Raw genomic sequence first — 19,618 nt, forward strand, 5'->3', positions numbered from 1 at the left:
CGCGACGGGGAAGCGGCCCGGGGCGGGTCCCGCGGCGATATCCTCCGCTGTCTGCTGGATTCCGGGTACGTGACGGGCGGGCGGGTGAGTTGGCTCACCTCCCGATCCGATCTCACACCGGATGCCCGGCCGGCACAAGGGCGGCTCGCCTGACCGGCTGTAGAGCCGGTGCTGGTCGGACCGTTATCGTGGGACCGCCATGGCGAAGATCTTCCAAGTGTCGGCCCGCGCGGGGATGGCCCGTGTCGTCGAGCCGGTCGCACGCGGCCTGCTCCGAGCGGGCGTTACTCCCAACGCGGTCACCGTGGCGGGCACCCTCGGGGTGCTCGTCGGCGCACTCGGTTTCGGTGCCCGTGGTCATCTGGTCGCCGGGGCCCTGATCGTCACCGTCTTCGCGCTCACCGACCTGCTCGACGGGACGATGGCCCGGATGAGCGGGGGCTCCACCAGGTTCGGCGCGTTCCTCGACTCGAGCATGGACCGGATCGCCGACAGCGCGGTCTTCGGCGCCGTGGCGTACTGGCTGGCCACCGAGCACCAGTACTCCGGGGTCGCCGCCGCGCTGCTCTGCCTGGCCGCCGGCGCGCTGGTCTCGTACGTCAAGGCGCGCGCCGAGGGCCTCGGGATGACCTGCAACGTGGGCATCGCCGAGCGCACCGAGCGGCTGCTCATCGTCGGTGTCGGCGGGCTGCTCACCGGCCTCGGCGTCGACCGGGCACTGGAGATCGCGCTCTGGCTGCTCGCCGCCGTGTCGATCTTCACGGTGGGGCAGCGGATGCTGCACGTGTACCGGCAGGCGCAGCGCATCCACACCTCGGACGGAAATCGGTGAATCTCACCGAGCTCGGCTACGTCGCCGGCTGGCGGGTGATCCGCGCGCTGCCGCGGCCCGTCGTGGCCGCGGCGTTCCGGGCGGGCGCGGACCGCGCCCACCGCCGGGGTGGCGGCGGTACGGACCGGCTGCGGGCGAACCTGCGCCGGGTGGTCGGCCCGGGCCTGCCGGAGCCCGAGCTGGACGAGCTGGTCCGGGCGGGGCTGCGGTCGTACGCCCGGTACTGGATGGAGGCCTTCCGGCTGCCCTCGCTGAGCCGCCGGGAGATCCTGGCCGGGTTCCGGCTCGACGGCGAGGAACTGCTCGCCGCCGACGTGGCCGCCGGTCGGGGCGCGGTGGTGGCGCTGCCGCACGCCGGCAACTGGGACGCCGCCGGGGCCTGGGTCGCGGCCACCGGCTGGCCGATCACCACGGTCGCCGAGCGGCTCAAGCCGGAGGGCGTCTACCAGCGGTTCCTCGCCTTCCGCCGCAGTCTCGGCATGGAGATCCTGCCCACCCACGGCGGTGACCGGCCGGCGTTCGACGTGCTGGTGGACCGGCTGCGCGCCGGCGCGGTGGTGCCGCTGCTGGCCGACCGGGACCTCTCCGCCCGGGGTGTGGAGGTCGACTTCTTCGGCGGCCGCACCCGGATGCCGGCCGGGCCGGCGCTGCTCGCGCTGCGCACCGGGGCGCCTCTCTACGTCGCCTCGATGTGGTACGAACCGGACGCCGCACGGGCGTCGCTGGCGGGTCCGCTGCCGGTACCCGGCCCCGAGGAGGGCCCGCTCGACGAGCGCGTGCGGTCGCTGACCCAGCGGATCGCCGACAGTCTGGCGGCGGGTATCGCCCGGCATCCGGAAGACTGGCACATGTTGCAACGGATGTGGCTGGACCAGCGTGGCCCAGTCGACGGCGCGGCCCTGCCCTCGCCGGCCACCGGACAGCTCTGAGGGAGAGGCAGCGGTGAGCGCGAGGAGTGAGCCGGGTCTGCGAGCCCCGCAGTCGCGAACTGAGGTGGCACCGTGAGCGCGAGGAGTGAGCCGGGTTTGCGAGCCCGCAGTCGCGAACTGAGGTGGCAGCGGTGAGCGCGAGGAGTGAGCCGGGTCTGCGAGCCCCGCAGTCGCGAACTGAGGTGGCACCGTGAGCGCGAGGAGTACGGCGGAGCGGATCCGGGCAGTCGCGAACAAAGGGCGTTGAGGTGCGGATCGGCATCGTGTGTCCGTACTCGTTCGACGTGCCCGGTGGGGTGCAGAACCACGTCATGGACCTGGCCGAGGCGCTGATCGGGCTCGGCCACCAGGTGAGCGTGCTCGCCCCGGCCGACGAGGAGTCCCCGCTGCCGCCGTACGTGGTGCCGGCCGGGCGGGCGGTGCCGCTGCCGTACAACGGCTCGGTGGCCCGGATCGCGTTCGGGCCGGTCTCCACGGCCCGGGTGCGGCGCTGGATCACCCGCGGCGACTTCGACGTGCTGCACGTGCACGAGCCGCTCACGCTCAGCCTCTCGCTGCTCGCCGTGCTCTCCGCCCGCGGGCCGGTGGTGGCCACCTTCCACACCGCGATGACCCGGTCCCGGGCGCTGGCCGCCGCGCAGGGCGTGCTTCAGATCGTGCTGGAGCGGATCACCGCCCGGATCGCGGTCAGCGCGCTGGCCCGCAAGGTGCAGGTCGAGCACATGGACGGCGGGGCGGTGGAGATCCCGAACGGGGTGGCCGTCGCGAAGTTCACCGACGCCGAGCCGCTGCCCGGGTGGCCGGGGGAGTGCGCGCCGGGCGAGGGCGGCTCGATCGGCTTCCTGGGCCGGTTCACCGAGGCGCGCAAGGGTTTCCCGGTGCTCCGGGACGCCTTCGTCGAGCTGGCCGCCCAGCGTCCCGGGCTGCGGCTGCTGGTCGCCGGGCCGGGCGACCCGGACGACCTGTACGACCGGTTCCCGGCCGGGCTGCGCGACCGGGTGACCTTCCTCGGGCTGGTCCCCGAGGCGGACAAGGCGCGGATGCTGCGCAGCGTGCACCTCTACGTGGCGCCGAACACCGGCGGCGAGTCGTTCGGCATGATCCTCACCGAGGCGCTGGCGGCCGGGACCACAGTGGTGGCCAGCGACCTCGACGCGTTCCGCCGGGTGCTCGACGGCGGTCGGGCGGGGCGGCTCTTCCCGACCGGGGACGCGGCGGCGCTGCGCGCCGCGCTAACCGAGCTGCTCGACGACCCGCGGCAGCGGGCGGAGCTGACCGCCTGCGGCGACCAGGTGGTGGCGAATTTCGACTGGCCCGTGGTTGCCCGCCGGGTTCTGGAGGTATACGCAGCGGCGATCGAGGCCACCGACGGGCGGGTCATCGACACGGAATGGGTGGGGCTGGGCTGACCCGGGTGGCGCGTGGTGCTTGGGTGACCGGAGCATCGGAGCCGGCGACGGCCGGAGGAGACCGAAACGGAGCAGCACTACGATGCCGGGCATGTGGTGGGTGGTGGGCACGACCCTGGTCGTCGCGCTGGTCGCGGCGTACCTGATCTGGACCGCCGGCCGGGTCGAGCGGCTGCAGGCCCGCGCGGAGCTGGCGGCCCGCGCGCTCGACGCCCACCTGCTGCGCCGGGCCGCGGCTGCCGCGGTGCTGGCCGAGCGGCGGTACGGCGTCGAGCTGTACGCGGCGGCGCGGATCGCCCTGGACGCCCACCCGGACGAGCGGGAGGCCGCCGAGAACGACCTCACCCGGCAACTGCGTGCGGTGCAGCTCGACCCGGCCGACCCGGACTGCGAGGCGGTGATCGCCGCCAGCCGCCGGCTGGCCCTGGCCCGGCAGGTGCACACCGACCTGGTCCGGGACGCGCGAGCCGCCCGCCGGCGACCGTTGGTGCGGTTGTTGCGGATGGGGCGCCGGCACCCCTGGCCGCGCTACTTCGACATCGACGACCCCACCCTCACCCTCCCGGCGGACGTCCCGGCCAGCTGAGCCGCGACCACCCGGCAGACATCGGGGCCGGGGCGCGGCGCTGCCGCCGGCGGGTGATGGCGGCCACATCGCAGGCCACCGTGGGTCTGATTGGCTGTCGGAGTGGCGTTGCGCCGGGCGTAGCATCTCCGCTGCCACCCTCCCGAGCACTCCTGAGGAGCGATAACCCGTGCCCGATTCCACTTCTCAGCACACCAGCGCCCCCGTCGTCGGCACCGCCCGCGTCAAGCGCGGCATGGCCGAGATGCTCAAGGGTGGCGTGATCATGGACGTGGTCAACGCCGAGCAGGCCCGGATCGCCGAGGACGCCGGCGCCGTCGCGGTGATGGCGCTCGAGCGGGTGCCCGCCGACATCCGCGCCCAGGGCGGGGTGTCCCGGATGAGCGACCCGGACATGATCGACGGCATCATCAACGCCGTCTCGATCCCGGTGATGGCCAAGGCCCGGATCGGCCACTTCGTGGAGGCCCGGATCCTCCAGTCGCTCGGCGTCGACTACATCGACGAGTCCGAGGTGCTGACCCCGGCCGACTACGAGAACCACATCGACAAGTGGGCGTTCACCGTCCCGTTCGTCTGCGGCGCGACCAACCTGGGCGAGGCGCTGCGCCGGATCACCGAGGGCGCGGCCATGATCCGCTCCAAGGGCGAGGCCGGCACCGGTGACGTCTCCAACGCCACCACCCACATGCGGAAGATCCGCAAGGAGATCCGTCGGCTGCAGTCGCTGCCGGAGGACGAACTGTACGTCGCGGCCAAGGAGCTCCAGGCCCCGTACGAGCTGGTCAAGGAGGTGGCCCAGACCGGCAAGCTGCCAGTGGTGCTGTTCACCGCCGGTGGGATCGCCACGCCGGCCGACGCCGCCATGATGATGCAGCTCGGCGCCGAGGGCGTCTTCGTCGGCTCGGGCATCTTCAAGTCCGGCAACCCGGCCCAGCGCGCCGCCGCGATCGTGAAGGCCACCACCTTCCACGACGACCCGGACGTGCTGGCCAAGGTCTCCCGCGGCCTCGGCGAGGCGATGGTCGGCATCAACGTCGACGAGATCCCGCAGCCGCACCGGCTGGCCGAGCGGGGCTGGTGACCATGAGCGGGCCCACCATCGGTGTGCTCGCCCTCCAGGGCGACGTGCGCGAGCACGTCGCGGCGCTGACCGGGGCGGGCGCGGACGCCCGCCCGGTCCGCCGGCCCGAGGAACTGGACGCGGTGCACGGGCTGGTCATCCCCGGCGGGGAGTCCACCACGATCAGCAAGCTGGCCGACATCTTCGAGATGCGCGAGCCGATCGACAAGCGGATCGCCGGCGGGATGCCGGTCTACGGCTCCTGCGCCGGCATGATCATGCTGGCGCAGGAGGTGCTCGACGGCCGCCCCGACCAGCGCGGCTTCGACGGCATCGCGATGATCGTGCGGCGCAACGCGTTCGGCCGACAGGTGGACTCGTTCGAGGCCCCGGTGGCGGTCGACGGCGTCGAGGGCGGGCCGTTCCACGCGGTGTTCATCCGGGCGCCGTGGGTGGAGCGGGTCGGTGACGGCGTCGAGGTGCTCGGCACGGTGACCGAGGGCCCGGCCACCGGCCGGATCGTGGCGGTGCGGCAGGGCAATCTGCTGGCCACCTCGTTCCACCCCGAACTCACCGGAGACCTGCGGCTGCACCGCTACTTCGTGGACATCGTCCGGGCCGCCTCCTGAGCGGCTTCGCGGCCGGCCGGGCGGTGTCTCCCGCACCGGGGACCCGCCAGTGCCGGTACACCGCACCGTTCGCGCCCGGTGCCGTTCGCTTGGGGCCGCGCCGGTCAGCCGGCGACGGAGCGTAGTTGTCCGGGCCGGCGGCCGAGGAGCCGGTCCAGGTTGGCGGCGGAGGCGGCGTCGGCCGGGAGTTGGACGACGATCCGCTGGGGGGCGGCGTCAGCGAGCTCCAGGATCTCGTAGGCCAGCCGCAGCGGGCCGACCTGCGGGTGCCGCAGCTCCCGGACGCCGGTCCGTGGGGCGGCCACCGGACGCCGCTCCCACCGCTCGGTGAACGGTGCGCCGACGGTGCGGGCCAGCCGCTCGGCGAAGGCGTCGGTGGCCGGGTCGCCCCGGCGCAACCGGTGCAGCTCGGCCACCTGCTGGTCGGCCAGCTCCGCCCACTTCGGGAAGTGGTCGCGGGCGCGTTCGTCGGCGAGCGTGAACCACAGCAGGTTCGGCCGGTTCCCGTCGAGCAGGCCCAGGGGGCGGGCCAGCCGGTCGAAGGCGTCGTTCCAGGCCAATACATCGCTGAGCTGGTTCAGCACGTACGCCGGGGTGTCGCGGAGCCCGTCGAGCACGGCCCGGACCGTCGGGCGGACGGTGCGGGCGGCCGACGGTCGCTCGCCCGGGCACAGTTGCCGGCTGTGGCTGACCGTCGCGAGCTGCTGCAGGTGGTCCCGATCGGCGTCGTCGAGCAGCAGGGCGTCGGCGAGCGCGGCGAGGATCTCCGGCGACGGGCGGGTGTCGCGGCCCTGCTCCAGCCGGGTCAGGTACTCGACGCTCACCTGGGCCAGCGTCGCCAGCTCCGCCCGACGCAGACCGGGCGTGCGGCGGCGCGGACCCGGGGCGAGACCCACGTCGGCCGGCTGGACAGCCTCTCGCCGGCTGCGCAGGAACGCGCCCAGCTCTCCGTCCATCACCCGCACAGTCTGGCACCGCACCACGCCCGTTGGGTGGCCCGGGCAGGGCCACCCTCGCGCCGGCCTCCCCACCATCGGTGGTCGGACCGACGATCGTCGGCATGAGTACCCAAACAGCACGACCGACCCGGATCGGTCTGATCGTGGGAAGCACCCGCCCCGGCCGGCGCGGCGGCGCGGTCGCCCAATGGGCCGGACAGGTGGCGTCCCGCCACCCGGCGGTACGCGCCGGCGTCGCCGAGATCGAGGTGATCGACTTGGCGGAGCAGGCGCTGCCGCTGCTCGACGAGCCCGTGCCGGCGATGTTCGGCGACTACCGACAGCCGCACACCCGCCGGTGGAGCGCGGTCGTGGCTGCCTGCGACGCGTTCGTCTTCGTCACCCCGGAGTACAACCATTCGATCCCCGCCGGGCTGAAGAACGCCGTCGACTACCTGTACGCCGAGTGGAACGACAAGGTGGTCGGGCTGCTCAGCTACGGCGTGCAGGGCGGCAACCGGGCGGCCGACCACCTGCGGCTGATCATGGCCGAGGTGCGCGCGGCGGTGGTACCCACCCAGGTCTCGCTCTCGGTCTTCACCGATTTCGACTTCTCCGGGTCGGATCCCGGCGATCCCACCGCGCCCGGCAGGCTCGCCCCGGGCGAGGGGCGGGAGGAGTCGTTGTCGACCATGCTGACCGAGATCGTGACCTGGTCCGACGCCCTGCGGGCCGGCGTTGGCACGCCGGCCGTCGAGGGCAGCCCGGAGCTGGTGGGCTGAGCGTGGAGCCGATCCTGATCCGCCACCGGGTCCGTCCCGAGCACCTGTCGGACGTCACCGTGGTCGGGTCGTACGGCTTCGGGGAATGACCGGCCGGCCCGTCCGCGTTGTCCCTGTTCGGGCGGCATCGGACGGGCCGGGGTCGTGCGGCGCGTGACAGTGACCCGCCGGCCGCCGGTAGGATTGCCGAGATTCGGCAGGGCCATCAGCTCGCCGCGGCTCCCAGCAGAAAGATCACCGGCACCTCGGCGTGCGCCGGCGGGGGCGGGGCGCGTGCGGTGCGGTCGATGCAGACGGCGGGTAGCAACGGAGGTAACAGATGTCCGGCCACTCAAAGTGGGCGACGACCAAGCACAAGAAGGCGGTCATCGACGCCAAGCGCGGCAAGATGTTCGCCAAGCTGATCAAGAACGTCGAGGTGGCCGCGCGGACCGGCGGCGGCGACCCGGCCGGTAACCCGACGCTCTACGACGCCATCCAGAAGGCGAAGAAGAACTCGGTACCGAACGACAACATCGATCGTGCGGTCAAGCGTGGCTCCGGCCTGGAGGCCGGCGGCGCCGACTACCAGACGATCATGTACGAGGGGTACGGCCCGAACGGCGTCGCGCTGCTCATCGAGTGCCTGACCGACAACCGCAACCGCGCCGCGACCGAGGTGCGTACCGCGCTGACCCGCAACGGCGGCTCCTTCGCCGACGCCGGCTCGGTGTCGTACATGTTCTCCCGTAAGGGCGTGGTGATCGTGCCGAAGGCCGGCACCACCGAGGACGACGTGATGATGGCCGTGCTGGACGCCGGCGCCGAGGAGGTCAACGACCTGGGCGAGGCGTTCGAGGTGGTCTCCGAGCCGGGTGACCTGATCGCGGTGCGCACCGCCCTACAGGACGCCGGCATCGAGTACGAGTCGGCCGAGTCGTCGCTGATCCCGAGCGTCAACGTCCCGCTGGACGAGGAGGGCGCCCGGAAGATCTTCAAGCTGATCGACGTGCTGGAGGACTGCGACGACGTGCAGAACGTCTATGCGAACTTCGACGTCAGCGACGAGATCATGGCCGCGGTCGGCTGAGTCCACTGCCCTGACACCGGCCCGACGGAAAGGCGCGAACGGGATCCCTGCGATCCCGTTCGCGCCTTTCCTGTCGGGCGTGGAGATGGCCGGGGCGGGACGGCCCGTCGCACCGGCTGACCGATCACCTGGCCGTCAGGCCGGGGCGGTGACCCGGAACGCGGTCAGGCGGGCGGGCCGACCAGGCTCGGGAACGGGAAGTCGAGGTCGAACTTCTCGTTGGTGCGCGCGTCGCGGTAGACCCACTGCCGGGGGCCGACCTGCTCCGCCGTCGAGCCCCGGGTCCAGCCGCGCAGCCCGGCGTAGCTGACCGCCACGCCGCCGAAGTTGTCACCGAACCACAGCTCCACCCGGTGCCGGTCGGGCCCGACGTCGCGCTGCTGGATGTCCTGCACGACCATGCCGCCCGGGCCGATGCCGTGGTACGTCTCCTGGAAGTGCTGGTACGGCGGGTGGTCGCCGGCCAGGCGTTCGAACTCGACCTGTTCGAAGACGAACGCCGCGAACTCGCGGATGCTCCCGGGCGACTTCAGCGGGTACTCGGTGACCAGGGTGAAGGTGGCGCGCTGCGGGTCGTACCCGTAGGAGAAGACGAGGGCCTCCATGATCTGGCTGAGCGCCCCGCGCGGGTCGCGCATCGGTTCCACGATGTCTCCTTACGGGTACGGGCCTTCGTACACGATGTGCGTCTTCTCGGCGAACAGCGGATCGTTCTTGTCGACGATGTTGCCGTCGTGGTCGAGGAAGAGGTTATCGGCCGGGCTGTTGCCGGACTGGGCGGACTGCCAGCGGAGGTAGCCGTTCGCCTGGCGGCTCCACTGGCTGGCGCTGGGGTTGTCGCCGGTGGGCCGCATGAAGCGCAGCCGTTCGACGCCGTTCTCGTCCTTCCAGATGAAGCCCTCGTTGTTGCGGGTCGGCGTCTCGGTCCAGTTGCGCGGGCGCTGCGCGCGCAGCGACCGGATCGAGATGCCGCGCAGCGACCGGACCGGGAACGGGGTGGCGTTGGGATGGCGCAGCCGGTCCCGCGGCAGGCCGAGGTTCTTCAGGTCCTGGCCCGGGCGGAGCAGGTCGCCGACCGGCCCGAAGATGCCCCGGGCGAAGCCGCCGCGCCCCTGTCGCCGGAGTCGACGCAGCTTTCCCTTACCCATTGAGCACCGCGTCGATGGCGAGGTTGAGCAGCTGGTCGATGACCAACGACGTGATCATCTTGAAGATCGGGATCTCGGCCAGCGAGGCGCCGAAGGTCGGTGCGGCGGTGGCGATCGCCTGCGCGATCTGGATCGCCAGCAGGACGAGCTGCACCATCACGTTGATCTTCAGAACGAGCACGACCCCAGCGGTGAGGAACAGCCCCACCGCGACGCCCTGCGCGGCGCTGACGCCGTCGGTGAGGTTCGCCATCGGCGCCTCCTGGCCGCCCCACCGCCGCTGGAACGCCGCCACCGCCTGACCGGTGTTGGCGGCCCAGACCGACTCGCCGGCCCGCTGCGCCTCGGCGCCGACCGTCTGCACCGTCGCTGCCAGGCTCAGCCAGTGCTGGCCCAGCTCGAAGAGCTTCTCCTCGTCGGCCTCCGGCCAGCTGTAGCCGAGCATGCCCAACAGCGAGACGAGTTCACCGGGAAGTTGCAGCCCCATCGCGTCACCCGCCCAACGCCTGGCCGATCTTGCGCAGACCGGCCTCGACCTGCTGATCGGCCTCCTCGAACGCGTCGGCCATGGTGTGCAGGCCGGCGGCGAACTGCCCGAGCACCTCGCCGTTGCCCTCGAAGCAGCTCATGGCCAGATCGTGGATGCCGAGGTACAGCTCGCCGATCAGGGTGCCGAGGTCGTCGCCGCCCCACGGCTCGCCGAGCCCCTGCACGGTGCTCTCGAACTGCTCCAGGACCTCGGCCATCCGGTCGACCGACCGGTCGAGCGATTCCGCGCTGGCCCGCAGCGCCTCGGGATCCACCTGGAAGCCGGACATGGACATGCTCGCCTCCGTACTCGTGGGCGGGCTTGCGGAGCCGATGCTAACCGTCCGCGTCCACTGTGGGACGCCCCGTGCGCGACTTCTGTCCGATCCGCGACCCACGCCTTGCCCACGTCCAGGTCGGTGGTCCGGCGCCCGACGCGCCGAGCGGCGCCTCCCGCCGGCCGCCGCGGAGCTCGCACGCTGCCCGGCAGCTCGCCCGAGGGCCGCCGGCCGTGACTAGGCTGGGCGGATGGAGTTGGGCGGTGGCGCGGGGGACGGCGCTGGTCAGACGGTCGGCGGGCACCGGTTCGCGCCGGGTGACGTGGTGATCCGGCGGGAGATTCTGCTCGGCGAGGTGTGGTTCGGCTGTCCGACCATCTGCGTCGAGGACTCGCCCGATCTGCTCGCGCTCTACCTGCCGCCGGGCGCCGAGTTCGGCTTCCCGCGGCGCGGCGTCTTCCCGGCCGGCCGGCACCCGTGGGAGGCCGCCGGCCACCGGGCCTGGAGCGGGCACGGCAAGCTGATGCTGCACCGCCCCGGCGAGGCGCACTCGCTGGACGTCTTCTGGACCGGCCCGGACCGCGCCTTCGCCGGCTGGTACTTCAACCTGCAGGACCCGGTCCGGCGTACCCCGATCGGGGTGGACACCCTGGACCACGAGCTGGACCTGTGGTGGGCCGCGGACGCGGAACGGTACGTCTGGAAGGACGTGGAGATGTTCGCCCAGCGCCTGGCGGAGGGGCGCTACCCGGGGATGGGCGACGCCATCCGGGCGGAGGGTGACCGGATCGCCGCCCTGCTCGACGCGGGGGAGCGCTGGTGGGACGAGAACTGGGCGTCCTGGAAGCCCGACCCGGCGTGGCCGGTGCCCCGGCTGCCCGCCGGCTGGGACACCGTCGCCGGCTGACCCGCCGGCCGGTTCAGCCGAGGGTCTCCCGGGAGCGCCAGGCGGCGCGGATCGAGGTGCGGCCGTTGGTACGCAGCAGCGAGCCCTCGTACACCCGCGCCCCGGCGACCAGGAACGCGGCGGCCGCGACCAGCAGCAGGGCCAGCGACACCAGCGGCTCCCAGCCGGCCGCGTCGCCGGTGAACAGCCGCAGCGGCATCGCCGTGGGGGAGGAGAACGGCAGGTAGGACAGCACCCGCATGGCGGTCGCGTTGTCGTTCAGGAAGATCACCGCGAAGAACGGCAGCATCACCGCGAGCTGCACCGGCATGGACACGCCGGCGATGTCCTCCTGGCGGTTGACCAGGGCGCCGGCCGCCGCCCACATGGCCGCTATCAGCACGAAGCCGAGCAGGAAGAACGGTACGAACCAGCCGATCGCCGGCCCGAGCAGGGTGAGCAGCCCGCCGCCGTCGGCGAACCGCATCCCGACCACGGTGACCAGGGCGATCAGCGCGATCTGGCCGAGCGCCAGCACCGTGCCGGCGACCAGCTTGCCGGCCAGCAGCGCCCGCACCGGCACGGCGGCCACCAGGATCTCCACCACCCGGGTCTGCTTCTCCTCCACCACACTCTGCGAGATCTGCACGCCGAAGGTCTGCGAGGTGATGAAGAAGACGAACGCGAAGGCGAACGGCACCAGGAACGCCACCACCGGGTCCACCGCGTCCGGGTCGAGCAGCCGCACGTCGGGCCGGGTGCTCAACGCCGTCACCACGTCGTCGGGCGCGTCGTCCATGGCCAGCACCGCCGGCCCGGCCACCACCGCAGCGTCCACGTCGCCGTCGCGGACGGCCTGCTCGGCGGCCCGGTCGTCGGCGACCGTGCGCACCTCCAGCCCGGTCGCGCGCAGCGGCCCGGCCGCCGCCTCGGTCACCGCCACGCTCGACGGGCCGCCGGAGAGCAGCGGCGGCAGGATCGTCGCCGCCGCGGCGATGAGCAGGAAGAACAGCGTGCTGAACAGGAACGTTCGGTCGCGCAGCTTGACCCGGATCTCGCGGGCGGCGACCAGGTGGGTGGCCTGCCTGGTGTTCACTGGGCGACCTCTCGGAAGATCTCGGTGAGGGAGGGGGCGACCAGGCGGAACGTCCGGACCGGGCCGCGGGCGAGCGCCGCGTGCAGCACCGGCTGCTCGTCGGCGCCGGGGGCGAGGTCGAACACGGCGCGGGCGCCGTCCAGGTCGACCAGGGTCACCCCGGGCTCGTCCCGCAGCCAGCCGGCGTCGGTCGCCACCACCAGTTCGAACCGGGGCGAGGTGTACGTCCGGCGCAACTGCTCCCGGCTGCCGGCCGCGCGGATCATCCCGTCCGCGATGATCACCAGGTCGTCGCAGAGCCGCTCGACGACGTCGAGCTGGTGGCTGGAGAACAGCACCGGCACGCCCGCGGCGGCCCGCTCCCGCAGCACCGCCACGACGGTGTCCACGGCCAGCGGGTCGAGGCCGGAGAACGGCTCGTCGAGCACCAGCACCTCGGGGTCGTGCACCAGCGCGGCGGCGATCTGGGCGCGCTGCTGGTTGCCCAGCGACAGCGTCTCCAGCAGGTCGTCGCCGCGTTCGGCGAGCCCGACCCGCTCCAGCAGGGCGTCGGTGTTGCGCCGGGCCGCCGCCGCGGTCATCCCGTGCAGCCGGCCCAGGTACGCCACCTGCTCGCGGACGCTCATCTTCGGATAGAGGCCGCGTTCCTCCGGCATGTAGCCGAAGCGCCGGCGCACCTGCCGGGTCAGCGGCACCCCCTGCCAGGTGACCTGGCCGGCGTCCGGGGCGAGCACGCCGAGGATGATCCGCATGGAGGTGGTCTTGCCGGCGCCGTTGCCGCCGACGAAGCCGGTCATCCGGCCGGCGGCCACCTCGAAGGACACGTTCCTGAGCACCTGACGGTCGCCGAAACTGCGGTCGACGCCGTCCAGACGGAGCACGTTCATCACGATGGTCACGTTAGGTCGCCGGCGGCCGGCTGCCGTCCGTCCACCGGTGGAGCGGCCGGGTCCGCCGCAGGGCGGAGGCGGTCATCCGCCGGGCCGCACCACCCCGTGCTCGTACGCGAACACCACCGCCTGCACCCGGTCGCGCAGCCCGAGCTTGGCCAGCACCCGGCTGACGTGGGTCTTCACCGTCGCCTCGCCCAGGTGCAGCTCGGCGGCGATCTCGGCGTTGCTGGCGCCCCGGGCGACCAGCACCAGCACCTCCCGTTCGCGGGGGGTGAGCTCGTCCAGCGCCGCCTCGCCGGGGGCCGCCGCCCCGGCCGCCTCGCCCGGCCGGGCGAAGGTGGCGATCACCCGCCGGGTCAGCTCCGGGGCGAGCAGCCCGTCGCCGCGGGCCAGCACCCGGATCGCCTCGACCAGCGCCTCCGGCGTGCCGTTCTTCAGCAGGAAGCCGCTGGCCCCGGCGCGCAGCGCGGCGAACAGGTAGTCGTCGCGGTCGAAGGTGGTGAGGATCAGCACCGCCGACCCGCCCGGCCCCTCCTGCTCGGCGGTGATCCGCCGGGTGGCCGCGAGCCCGTCGACGCCCGGCATCTCCACGTCCATCAGCACCACGTCCGGGCGCAGCGCCCGGGTCATGCCCACCGCACGCTCGCCGTCCGCGGCCTCGCCGACCACCTCGATGTCGTCCTCCACCTCGAGGATGACCCGGAAGCCGGTACGGACCAGGTGCTGGTCGTCGGCGAGCAGCACCCGGATCGGCCGCTCCGTGGCCGCCTCGCTCATGCCGGACGCTCCGCCGGCACCGGCAGCGGGAAGCGCGCCCGGACCCGCCAGCCGCCACCGGCGCGGGGGCCGACCTCCAGCCCGCCGCCGTGCGTGGCGACCCGTTCGCGCATGCCGATCAGGCCCAGCCCGTCGGCGTTCGCCGGGCGGGTGGCCCGTCCGTCGTCGGTCACGTCGACCTCCACCTCGTGTGCCAGGTAGCGGATCCGTACGTCCAGCACGGTCGCGCCGGTGGCGTGCTTGAGCGTGTTCGTGACGGCCTCCTGGGCCACCCGGTAGGCGGCCTGGGACACCGACTCGGGCAGCGGCACCGGTTCCCCGTACACCCCCAGGGTGGCCCGCAGCCCGGCCTCGCGGGCCCGTTCCGCCACGGCCGCGACCTGGTCGATGCCGGCCGGGCCGGCGGGCCCGGGGCCGTCCGCGGCGTCGCTGGCGCGCAGCACGCCGAGCATCCGGCGCAGCTCGTCGACCGCCGTGCGGGCGGTCTCCTCGATCGCGCCCAACGCCGTGCGGGCCTTGACCGGGTCCTTGTCGAGCACCCGCCGGGCGGCGGACGCCTGCACCCCCATCACCGACACGTGGTGGGCCACCACGTCGTGCAGCTCCCGGGCGATGCGGACCCGCTCGCCGACCACCGCGTGCTCGCGGACCTCGGCCTGCGACCGGCGCAGCTGCTCGGCCCGCTCGGCCAGCTCCTGCTGGCGGCGGGCGGCCAGCCACGCGGTCTCCCCGAAGAAGTACGCGAACCCGAAGTACAGCCCGTTGACCAGCACGCCGCTGACGATCGCGGCGAGCACCGGAGGCACCGGCCCGACCGCGCGGGCAAAGGCGTCCGGCGGGATGCTGCCGATGGTGGTCGCGTAGTACACCCCGAGCCAGACGAACATGGTGGCGATGACGCCCATCCGCAGCCGCTTGGACAGCCGGCGGTCGCGCCCCCACGCGCCGAGGGTGTAGATGGCGGCGAACAGCGCCCACCCGGACAGCTGGGTCTCCGGGGCGGCGCGCGCCTGGGCGGCGATGAACGCCGCCGAGATCACCAGCGTGACGGTGGCGGGGAAGCGCCGCCGCCAGACCAGCGGCAGGGTCACCGCGACGGTCCAGAAGACCTGTTCCGGGCCGGACGGCGGCGGGCCGAGCAGGAACGCCCCGGTGCTGCGGGCCAGGGTGAGGCTGAACAGGGCCAGCACCGTGGCGGCCAGCCCGGCGTAGACGTCGAACCGGCGCTGCTCCGGGGTGGGCCCGGGTCGCCGCCAGTCCTCGCCCGTCTCGGTGGTCACCCTGCTGAGGATCTCACCCCGCGGGCCGGCGCCGGTCAGGTACCCGGCCGGGACGCCCCGGCCCGCGCCGGGCGGCGGACGCCGCCGGCGGGCCCGGAGGTGACCCGGTCGAGCAGCCCGTCCAGCCGCCCGCGCTCGGCCGCCGCCCCGACCGGCCGGGTCCAGCCGACGAACCGGGCGAACAGCTCGGCCGGATCCGGCGGCTGGGGCCCAGGGATCAACTACTCGTCGTCGGTGGTCGGCATGCTGGAGATCGGCCACCGCACTTCGTCGCAGGACTTCGTCGGCCGGGTCGACGCGGCGCCGGAGTCCGGCGGCTTCTTCGAGCGGCTGCTCGCGCTGGTCCGTGCCGACGCGGGCATGCACGCCGGGTTGGCGGGTGCCTTCATCCTGGCCCGGACACCCGAGGGTGCCGAGGTGGCGCACGTGGACACCCCGCTGCGTGCGCACGTGAGCGACCACTCAGCCGACGTTGATAGCCTTCACCGCAGGTGGGAGAGCCTGCGGGGTGAGGCGCTGCCGCGCCGGGCGTCCCGGAAACTCGTGGCGGACCTGTGTCGAGGTGGCGACGAACCTGGCCGGCGTGGTCGGCGTACGCGACAGCAAGGATCGTGGCGGGCCGGTGCTGGCGTTCGGCCCGACGGCCTGGACGGGTTTCCTGGCCGCGGCCACCAGCGGGGCGCTGCGCCCGCGCGGCGCCCGGTAACCCCCGTCACGCTGTGGCGCCGGGCCGCCCCGGGCAGGGGCGGCCCGGCGCGGGTCAGCCGGTGAAGGACTCGGGGCCGAAGCGGCCCCAGGCCACGAAGACGGCCAGGGCGAGATAGACCAGGTCGGGCAGGATCGTCACGGTCTCGCCCCGGCGGAGGCGCATGGTCGCCGCGCCGGCGAACAGCAACGCCACACAGGTGGCGGTCACCGGCACCAGCACCGGCGCGATGTCGAGTACGGCGGGCAGGATCAGGCCCGCCGCGGCCAGGATCTCGAGGGTTCCGATGACCCGGAGGGCACCGGGGCTGAAGTCCAGGAGCCATTCCGCGGCGCGGCCCCCCTTGGCCGCCAACTTCTCCCTGGGCACGAACATCTTGGAGGTGCTGCCGAGGAGGATGGCGGCGAGCAGGCCGGTAACGATCCACAGCGCGAGGTTCATCAAGTCTCCTTGCAGGGTTGTCGGTGATTCCCGGTGGTCAGGTGTGCGGCTGAGCGGGGTCAACTGGCCGCCCCGCGCAAACCGGAGCGCTACCAGGGCAACGGGCCGTCCGCGCCGAAGAACCCGGCGGTCGGTCCGTCCGCGCCGAGGGTGGCCAGGCGCACCACCACCGCCGCCCCCTGCGCGGGGGTGAGGAAGCCGGTGTGGTTGTTGCTGTCCGTGGCGCAGAAGCCGGGGGCGACGGCGTTGACCAGGATGCCGTCCTTGCGCAGCTCGTTGGCGTACTGCACGGTCAGCGCGCTCAGCGCGGTCTTGGACGGCGAGTACGCCGCCGACGGCAGCAGGCCGGCCAGCGGGCCGTCCGGGTCGCTGGTGAGGGTCAGCGACGCGGCGTGGCTGCTGACGTTGACGATCCGCGGCGCCGGCGACCGGCGCAGCAGCGGGAGCACGGCGTTGGTCACCGCGATCACGCCGAAGACGTTGGTCTCGAACACCGACCGGACCATGTCCAGGTCGACCGCGCTGGGCACCTGGTCGTGGGCGTTCTCGGGCGAGACCTGCCCGGAGCCGGTGACGCCCGCGTTGTTGACCAGTACGTCGAGGCGGCCGAAGCGTTCCTCGACCCACCGCGCGGCCGCCCGGACGGTGCCCGCGTCGGTGACATCCAGGGTCACCGGGTGGGCGTCGCCGCCGGTCGCGCGCACCGCCATGGCGGCTTCCTCGCCGCGCCGCGGGTCCCGGGCGCCGATCAGCACCGTCATGCCCAGCGCGGCGAGCTGCTCGGCGGTCGCCCGGCCGATCCCCTTGTTCGCCCCGGTGACCAACGCGATCCTCTGGTCTGTCATGTGCTCCAAGCTCCTGCTCGTGCGGGTTGGGTGCGGCGCGGATCGTCCGCGCCGCGTCCGGACGCACATGGAGATGCCGGCGCCCCCGTCCCCGTGACAGGGTGGCGATGTGGCCCGCGCCACCGAGCGCGGATGTCACAGGGGGGCGGGGACCGGTGTCGTGTGGGTGGCACGACCGACAGCGAGGGCAGGAGCCGGCCATGAGCGAGCGACCACTGGACACCGCCGAGCCGCACGGCGGCGGCGACCGCGTGGACTCCGCCACCGATGCGTTCCTCGCCCACCGCAACCTGCTGTTCACCGTCGCCTACGAGATGCTCGGCTCGGCCGCCGACGCCGAGGACGTCCTCCAGGAGACCTGGTTGCGGTGGGTGGGCGTCGATCTCGACACGGTGCGGGACCGGCGTGCGTACCTGGTGCGGATCACCACCCGGCAGGCGCTGACCCGGCTGCGGACGCTGCGCCGCCGCAAGGAGTCCTACGTCGGTTCGTGGTTGCCCGAGCCGCTGCTGACCACACCGGACGTGGCCGAGGACGTCGAGTTGGCCGACAGCGTCTCGATGGCGATGCTGCTGGTGTTGGAGACGCTCACGCCGACCGAGCGGGCGGTGTTCGTGCTGCGCGAGGTGTTCGACCTGGACTACGACGAGATCGCGGCGGCGGTCGACAAGAGCCGGGTCGCGGTCCGCCAGATCGCCCACCGGGCGAGGGCGCACGTCGCGGCCCGCCGGCCGCGCGGGGTCGCCTCCGCCGCCCAGACCCGGGACGCGCTGGAGGCGTTCCGGCGCGCGGTCGAGACCGGCGACCTGCGTCAGCTGTTCGACGTCCTCGCGCCGGATGTCGTCCTGCTGGCTGACGGCGGCGGGGTCAAGCAGGCCGTTCTGCGGCCCATCGTCGGGGCCGACAAGGTGGCCCGGCTGCTCGCCGCCGGGCTGGACCGGTTCGCCGCCGTGGCGTCGCTGGAGCCGGCCCAGGTCAACGGCCATCCGGCGCTGATCCTCCGGCTCGACGGCGAGCTCGACACCGTCATCGCGGTGCGCATCGACGACGGCCTGGTCAGCGGGCTCTACGCCGTACGGAACCCGGAGAAGCTGTCCCGGATCGGGCGGGAGACCGCGGTGAGCCGCTGAGGCCGTGCGCCGCCGACGGCCGCGGCCCGGCACCCCCCCCGTGGGTGCCGGGCCGCGACGTTCGGATGGGTCAGCGCCGGGCGCGGTACGCCTTGATCGCGCTGTCGACGGTGTCCCAGAGCGCGATCAGCGCCGTGCCGGCGACCACCACGGTGGCGATGGTGTGCAGGTTGTCGCCCTCGCCGAGCCACTCGAAGCGGTTCACGAAGTCGGGGTTGAGCAGCCGGTCGCTCGACATCAGCCAGATCACCGGCGCCGCGAACGCCAGGTTGAGCACCGCGTTGACCGCGACCAGCGGCCAGGTCCACCGGCCGGCCCGGTACTTGGCGATCTCCAGCCCGACGGTGGCGACCAGCACCGCGATCAGGAACGGCAGCCAGAAGCTCCACAGCGCCGGGTCGAGGATCGGCAGGTTCTCGTCACCGTCGGCGGGCACGAACGACCGGAACTGCTGCACCGGAAGGTAGGCGATGAACAGCGCCAGGAAGCCGATCGAGGCGGCGGTGTCGGTCAGGGTGATCTGCCGGTCGACCGGGCCCTCCGGGAGCTGGTCGACGCTCCACCCGGGCAGGTCCAGCGGAGTCCTGGTGCGCTCCAGCACGGCGAAGGCCAGGGTGACCCAGAACGCGATGTGCAGCGCCACCGAGAGGGCGGTGGCGACGCCCTCGCCGATCGCGCCGCCGGGGTTGTCGCCGTCGGTTGCGGCCAGCAGCCCGACGATGATGCCGACCGTGGCCGGCACGAAGCTGAGCAGCAGCTTCAGCAGCCGCTCCCAGGCCAGGTAGTAGGTCGGGCCGATGAGCTGCAACCGGCGGTCGGAGTAGCGGGCGGCCAGCTGCGCCGGGTCGCCCAGCTCGGTGAGCACCTCCCGCTCGGCCGTGGAGACGTCCTGCCCGCCGGCCGTGCGGCCGTCGATCATGTCCTCGATCGAGCCGCGCAGCTCGGTGGCGATCTCCTCGCGGCGCGCGACCGGCACCGAGCGCAGGGTCGCGGCGAGGTAGCGGTCGGTCAGGGTGGTCATCGGTCGGCTCCTTCGATCAGCCCGGTCAGGGAGGTCTGTACGGCGGCCAGGTCGGCGAGGAGTCGGCCCAGCACCGACTCGCCCTCCTCGCTGGTCCGGTAGAACTTGCGCGGCCGGCTCTCCTCGGTGTTCCACTCGCTGGTCAGCAGCCCCTGCTCCTCCAGCCGCCGCAGCAGCGGGTAGAGCGTGTTGGCGTCGACCGGGAAGCCGTGGTCTGTGAGGCGTTGCAGCAGCGCGTAGCCGTAGTCGGGGTGGCGCAGGGCGACGAGGCTCGCCACCACGACCGTGCCCCGGCGCAGCTCCTGGAGGTGGGTCCGGAGGATCTCATCGCTCACCATGCATCACACGATAC

General features: G+C 73.2%; 26 protein-coding genes and 1 pseudogene. 12 read left to right on the plus strand and 15 right to left on the minus strand.

The annotated features are described in order from the left end of the window. The first annotated feature begins 199 nt into the window (after positions 1–199). From pgsA to pdxT, 6 genes are all read left to right on the plus strand, one after another. Entirely contained in the window at positions 200–832 is a 633-nt protein-coding gene (pgsA, locus tag FHX32_RS31510; RefSeq protein WP_167191408.1) for a phosphatidylinositol phosphate synthase, read from the plus strand. Further along, positions 829–1,761, plus strand: a complete 933-nt coding sequence (locus FHX32_RS31515; RefSeq protein WP_167191410.1) for a phosphatidylinositol mannoside acyltransferase — start codon at positions 829–831, stop codon at positions 1,759–1,761. Before pgsA ends, FHX32_RS31515 begins: the two co-directional genes overlap by 4 nt. A 248-nt stretch (positions 1,762–2,009) precedes the next feature. Further along, positions 2,010–3,170 (plus strand): glycosyltransferase family 4 protein, encoded by a 1,161-nt coding sequence (locus FHX32_RS31520; protein ID WP_167191412.1) that lies wholly within the window; start codon positions 2,010–2,012, stop codon positions 3,168–3,170. Positions 3,171–3,252: 82 nt separating this feature from the next. Next, entirely contained in the window at positions 3,253–3,756 is a 504-nt protein-coding gene (locus FHX32_RS31525; protein ID WP_167191415.1) for a hypothetical protein, read from the plus strand. A gap of 169 nt (positions 3,757–3,925) precedes the next feature. Next, a complete protein-coding gene (gene pdxS, locus FHX32_RS31530; protein WP_109903512.1) occupies positions 3,926–4,840 on the plus strand; it encodes a pyridoxal 5'-phosphate synthase lyase subunit PdxS in 915 nt (304 codons plus the stop codon). 2 nt (positions 4,841–4,842) lie between these two features. Beyond that, positions 4,843–5,448: a pyridoxal 5'-phosphate synthase glutaminase subunit PdxT gene (pdxT, locus tag FHX32_RS31535; protein WP_167191417.1), complete on the plus strand. Its 606-nt coding sequence runs from the start codon at positions 4,843–4,845 to the stop codon at positions 5,446–5,448. A gap of 104 nt (positions 5,449–5,552) precedes the next feature. Here the strand turns inward: pdxT and FHX32_RS31540 are convergent, their stop codons facing one another. Then, positions 5,553–6,404, minus strand: coding sequence for a helix-turn-helix transcriptional regulator (locus tag FHX32_RS31540; protein WP_486481437.1), 852 nt, complete (start codon positions 6,402–6,404; stop codon positions 5,553–5,555). A 104-nt stretch (positions 6,405–6,508) separates the two neighbouring features. Between FHX32_RS31540 and FHX32_RS31545 the strand changes: the two genes are divergently transcribed. Together FHX32_RS31545 and FHX32_RS31550 are read left to right on the plus strand one after the other, a co-directional pair. Further along, a complete protein-coding gene (locus FHX32_RS31545; protein WP_167191421.1) occupies positions 6,509–7,168 on the plus strand; it encodes an NADPH-dependent FMN reductase in 660 nt (219 codons plus the stop codon). 319 nt (positions 7,169–7,487) lie between these two features. Next, positions 7,488–8,237: a YebC/PmpR family DNA-binding transcriptional regulator gene (locus FHX32_RS31550; protein ID WP_109903520.1), complete on the plus strand. Its 750-nt coding sequence runs from the start codon at positions 7,488–7,490 to the stop codon at positions 8,235–8,237. A gap of 164 nt (positions 8,238–8,401) precedes the next feature. On the opposite strand, the gene FHX32_RS31555 is transcribed toward FHX32_RS31550, so the two are convergent. Genes FHX32_RS31555 through FHX32_RS31570 form a run of 4 tightly spaced genes read right to left on the minus strand, consistent with a single transcriptional unit; the run spans position 8,402 to position 10,209 of the window. Continuing rightward, complete coding sequence (locus FHX32_RS31555) at positions 8,402–8,884, minus strand: hypothetical protein (RefSeq protein WP_167191423.1); 483 nt, start codon at positions 8,882–8,884, stop codon at positions 8,402–8,404. Positions 8,885–8,893: 9 nt separating this feature from the next. Beyond that, positions 8,894–9,385, minus strand: a complete 492-nt coding sequence (locus tag FHX32_RS31560; RefSeq protein WP_167191425.1) for a hypothetical protein — start codon at positions 9,383–9,385, stop codon at positions 8,894–8,896. Continuing rightward, on the minus strand, positions 9,378–9,872 hold the full coding sequence (locus tag FHX32_RS31565) for a WXG100-like domain-containing protein (RefSeq protein WP_167191427.1): 495 nt from the start codon (positions 9,870–9,872) through the stop codon (positions 9,378–9,380). Before FHX32_RS31565 ends, FHX32_RS31560 begins: the two co-directional genes overlap by 8 nt. A 4-nt stretch (positions 9,873–9,876) precedes the next feature. Further along, entirely contained in the window at positions 9,877–10,209 is a 333-nt protein-coding gene (locus FHX32_RS31570; RefSeq protein ID WP_109903524.1) for a WXG100 family type VII secretion target, read from the minus strand. A 232-nt stretch (positions 10,210–10,441) separates the two neighbouring features. Here FHX32_RS31570 and FHX32_RS31575 point away from each other — a divergent pair, with 232 nt between their 5' ends. After that, positions 10,442–11,098 carry a ribonuclease FAU-1 family protein gene (locus tag FHX32_RS31575; RefSeq protein WP_167191429.1) on the plus strand — a complete coding sequence of 219 codons (657 nt, stop codon included), beginning with the start codon at positions 10,442–10,444 and terminating at the stop codon, positions 11,096–11,098. A gap of 13 nt (positions 11,099–11,111) precedes the next feature. On the opposite strand, the gene FHX32_RS31580 is transcribed toward FHX32_RS31575, so the two are convergent. The 6 genes from FHX32_RS31580 to FHX32_RS31605 form a co-directional block, all read right to left on the minus strand. Continuing rightward, on the minus strand, positions 11,112–12,173 hold the full coding sequence (locus FHX32_RS31580; RefSeq protein ID WP_167191431.1) for an ABC transporter permease: 1,062 nt from the start codon (positions 12,171–12,173) through the stop codon (positions 11,112–11,114). After that, positions 12,170–13,063, minus strand: a complete 894-nt coding sequence (locus FHX32_RS31585) for an ATP-binding cassette domain-containing protein (protein WP_167191433.1) — start codon at positions 13,061–13,063, stop codon at positions 12,170–12,172. Before FHX32_RS31585 ends, FHX32_RS31580 begins: the two co-directional genes overlap by 4 nt. Before the next feature lie 81 nt (positions 13,064–13,144). Further along, entirely contained in the window at positions 13,145–13,843 is a 699-nt protein-coding gene (locus tag FHX32_RS31590) for a response regulator transcription factor (protein ID WP_167191435.1), read from the minus strand. Next, positions 13,840–15,123 carry a sensor histidine kinase gene (locus FHX32_RS31595; RefSeq protein WP_167191437.1) on the minus strand — a complete coding sequence of 428 codons (1,284 nt, stop codon included), beginning with the start codon at positions 15,121–15,123 and terminating at the stop codon, positions 13,840–13,842. The genes FHX32_RS31590 and FHX32_RS31595 overlap by 4 nt, the downstream gene beginning before the upstream one ends. A 35-nt stretch (positions 15,124–15,158) precedes the next feature. Continuing rightward, positions 15,159–15,344 (minus strand): hypothetical protein, encoded by a 186-nt coding sequence (locus FHX32_RS31600; RefSeq protein WP_167191439.1) that lies wholly within the window; start codon positions 15,342–15,344, stop codon positions 15,159–15,161. After that, positions 15,345–15,512: a hypothetical protein gene (locus FHX32_RS31605; RefSeq protein ID WP_167191441.1), complete on the minus strand. Its 168-nt coding sequence runs from the start codon at positions 15,510–15,512 to the stop codon at positions 15,345–15,347. Here FHX32_RS31605 and FHX32_RS35545 point away from each other — a divergent pair. Continuing rightward, positions 15,484–15,612, plus strand: a pseudogene (locus tag FHX32_RS35545) (XRE family transcriptional regulator); the annotation flags it as partial. The gene FHX32_RS31605 and the pseudogene FHX32_RS35545 overlap by 29 nt on opposite strands. Before the next feature lie 19 nt (positions 15,613–15,631). After that, positions 15,632–15,829, plus strand: a complete 198-nt coding sequence (locus tag FHX32_RS31610; protein ID WP_167191443.1) for a DUF397 domain-containing protein — start codon at positions 15,632–15,634, stop codon at positions 15,827–15,829. Between the two features lie 54 nt (positions 15,830–15,883). On the opposite strand, the gene FHX32_RS31615 is transcribed toward FHX32_RS31610, so the two are convergent. After that, entirely contained in the window at positions 15,884–16,270 is a 387-nt protein-coding gene (locus FHX32_RS31615; RefSeq protein WP_167191445.1) for a DoxX family protein, read from the minus strand. Between the two features lie 89 nt (positions 16,271–16,359). Continuing rightward, positions 16,360–17,115, minus strand: coding sequence for an SDR family oxidoreductase (locus FHX32_RS31620; RefSeq protein WP_167191447.1), 756 nt, complete (start codon positions 17,113–17,115; stop codon positions 16,360–16,362). A gap of 200 nt (positions 17,116–17,315) precedes the next feature. Between FHX32_RS31620 and FHX32_RS31625 the strand changes: the two genes are divergently transcribed. Then, positions 17,316–18,245: an RNA polymerase sigma-70 factor gene (locus tag FHX32_RS31625; RefSeq protein WP_167191449.1), complete on the plus strand. Its 930-nt coding sequence runs from the start codon at positions 17,316–17,318 to the stop codon at positions 18,243–18,245. Between the two features lie 70 nt (positions 18,246–18,315). On the opposite strand, the gene FHX32_RS31630 is transcribed toward FHX32_RS31625, so the two are convergent. Then, positions 18,316–19,266: an HAAS signaling domain-containing protein gene (locus tag FHX32_RS31630; RefSeq protein WP_167191451.1), complete on the minus strand. Its 951-nt coding sequence runs from the start codon at positions 19,264–19,266 to the stop codon at positions 18,316–18,318. Continuing rightward, positions 19,263–19,604, minus strand: coding sequence for a PadR family transcriptional regulator (locus tag FHX32_RS31635; protein WP_109903540.1), 342 nt, complete (start codon positions 19,602–19,604; stop codon positions 19,263–19,265). Before FHX32_RS31635 ends, FHX32_RS31630 begins: the two co-directional genes overlap by 4 nt. Between the last annotated feature and the right edge of the window lie 14 nt (positions 19,605–19,618).

It is taken from the genome of Micromonospora sp. CNZ280, assembly GCF_011759515.1.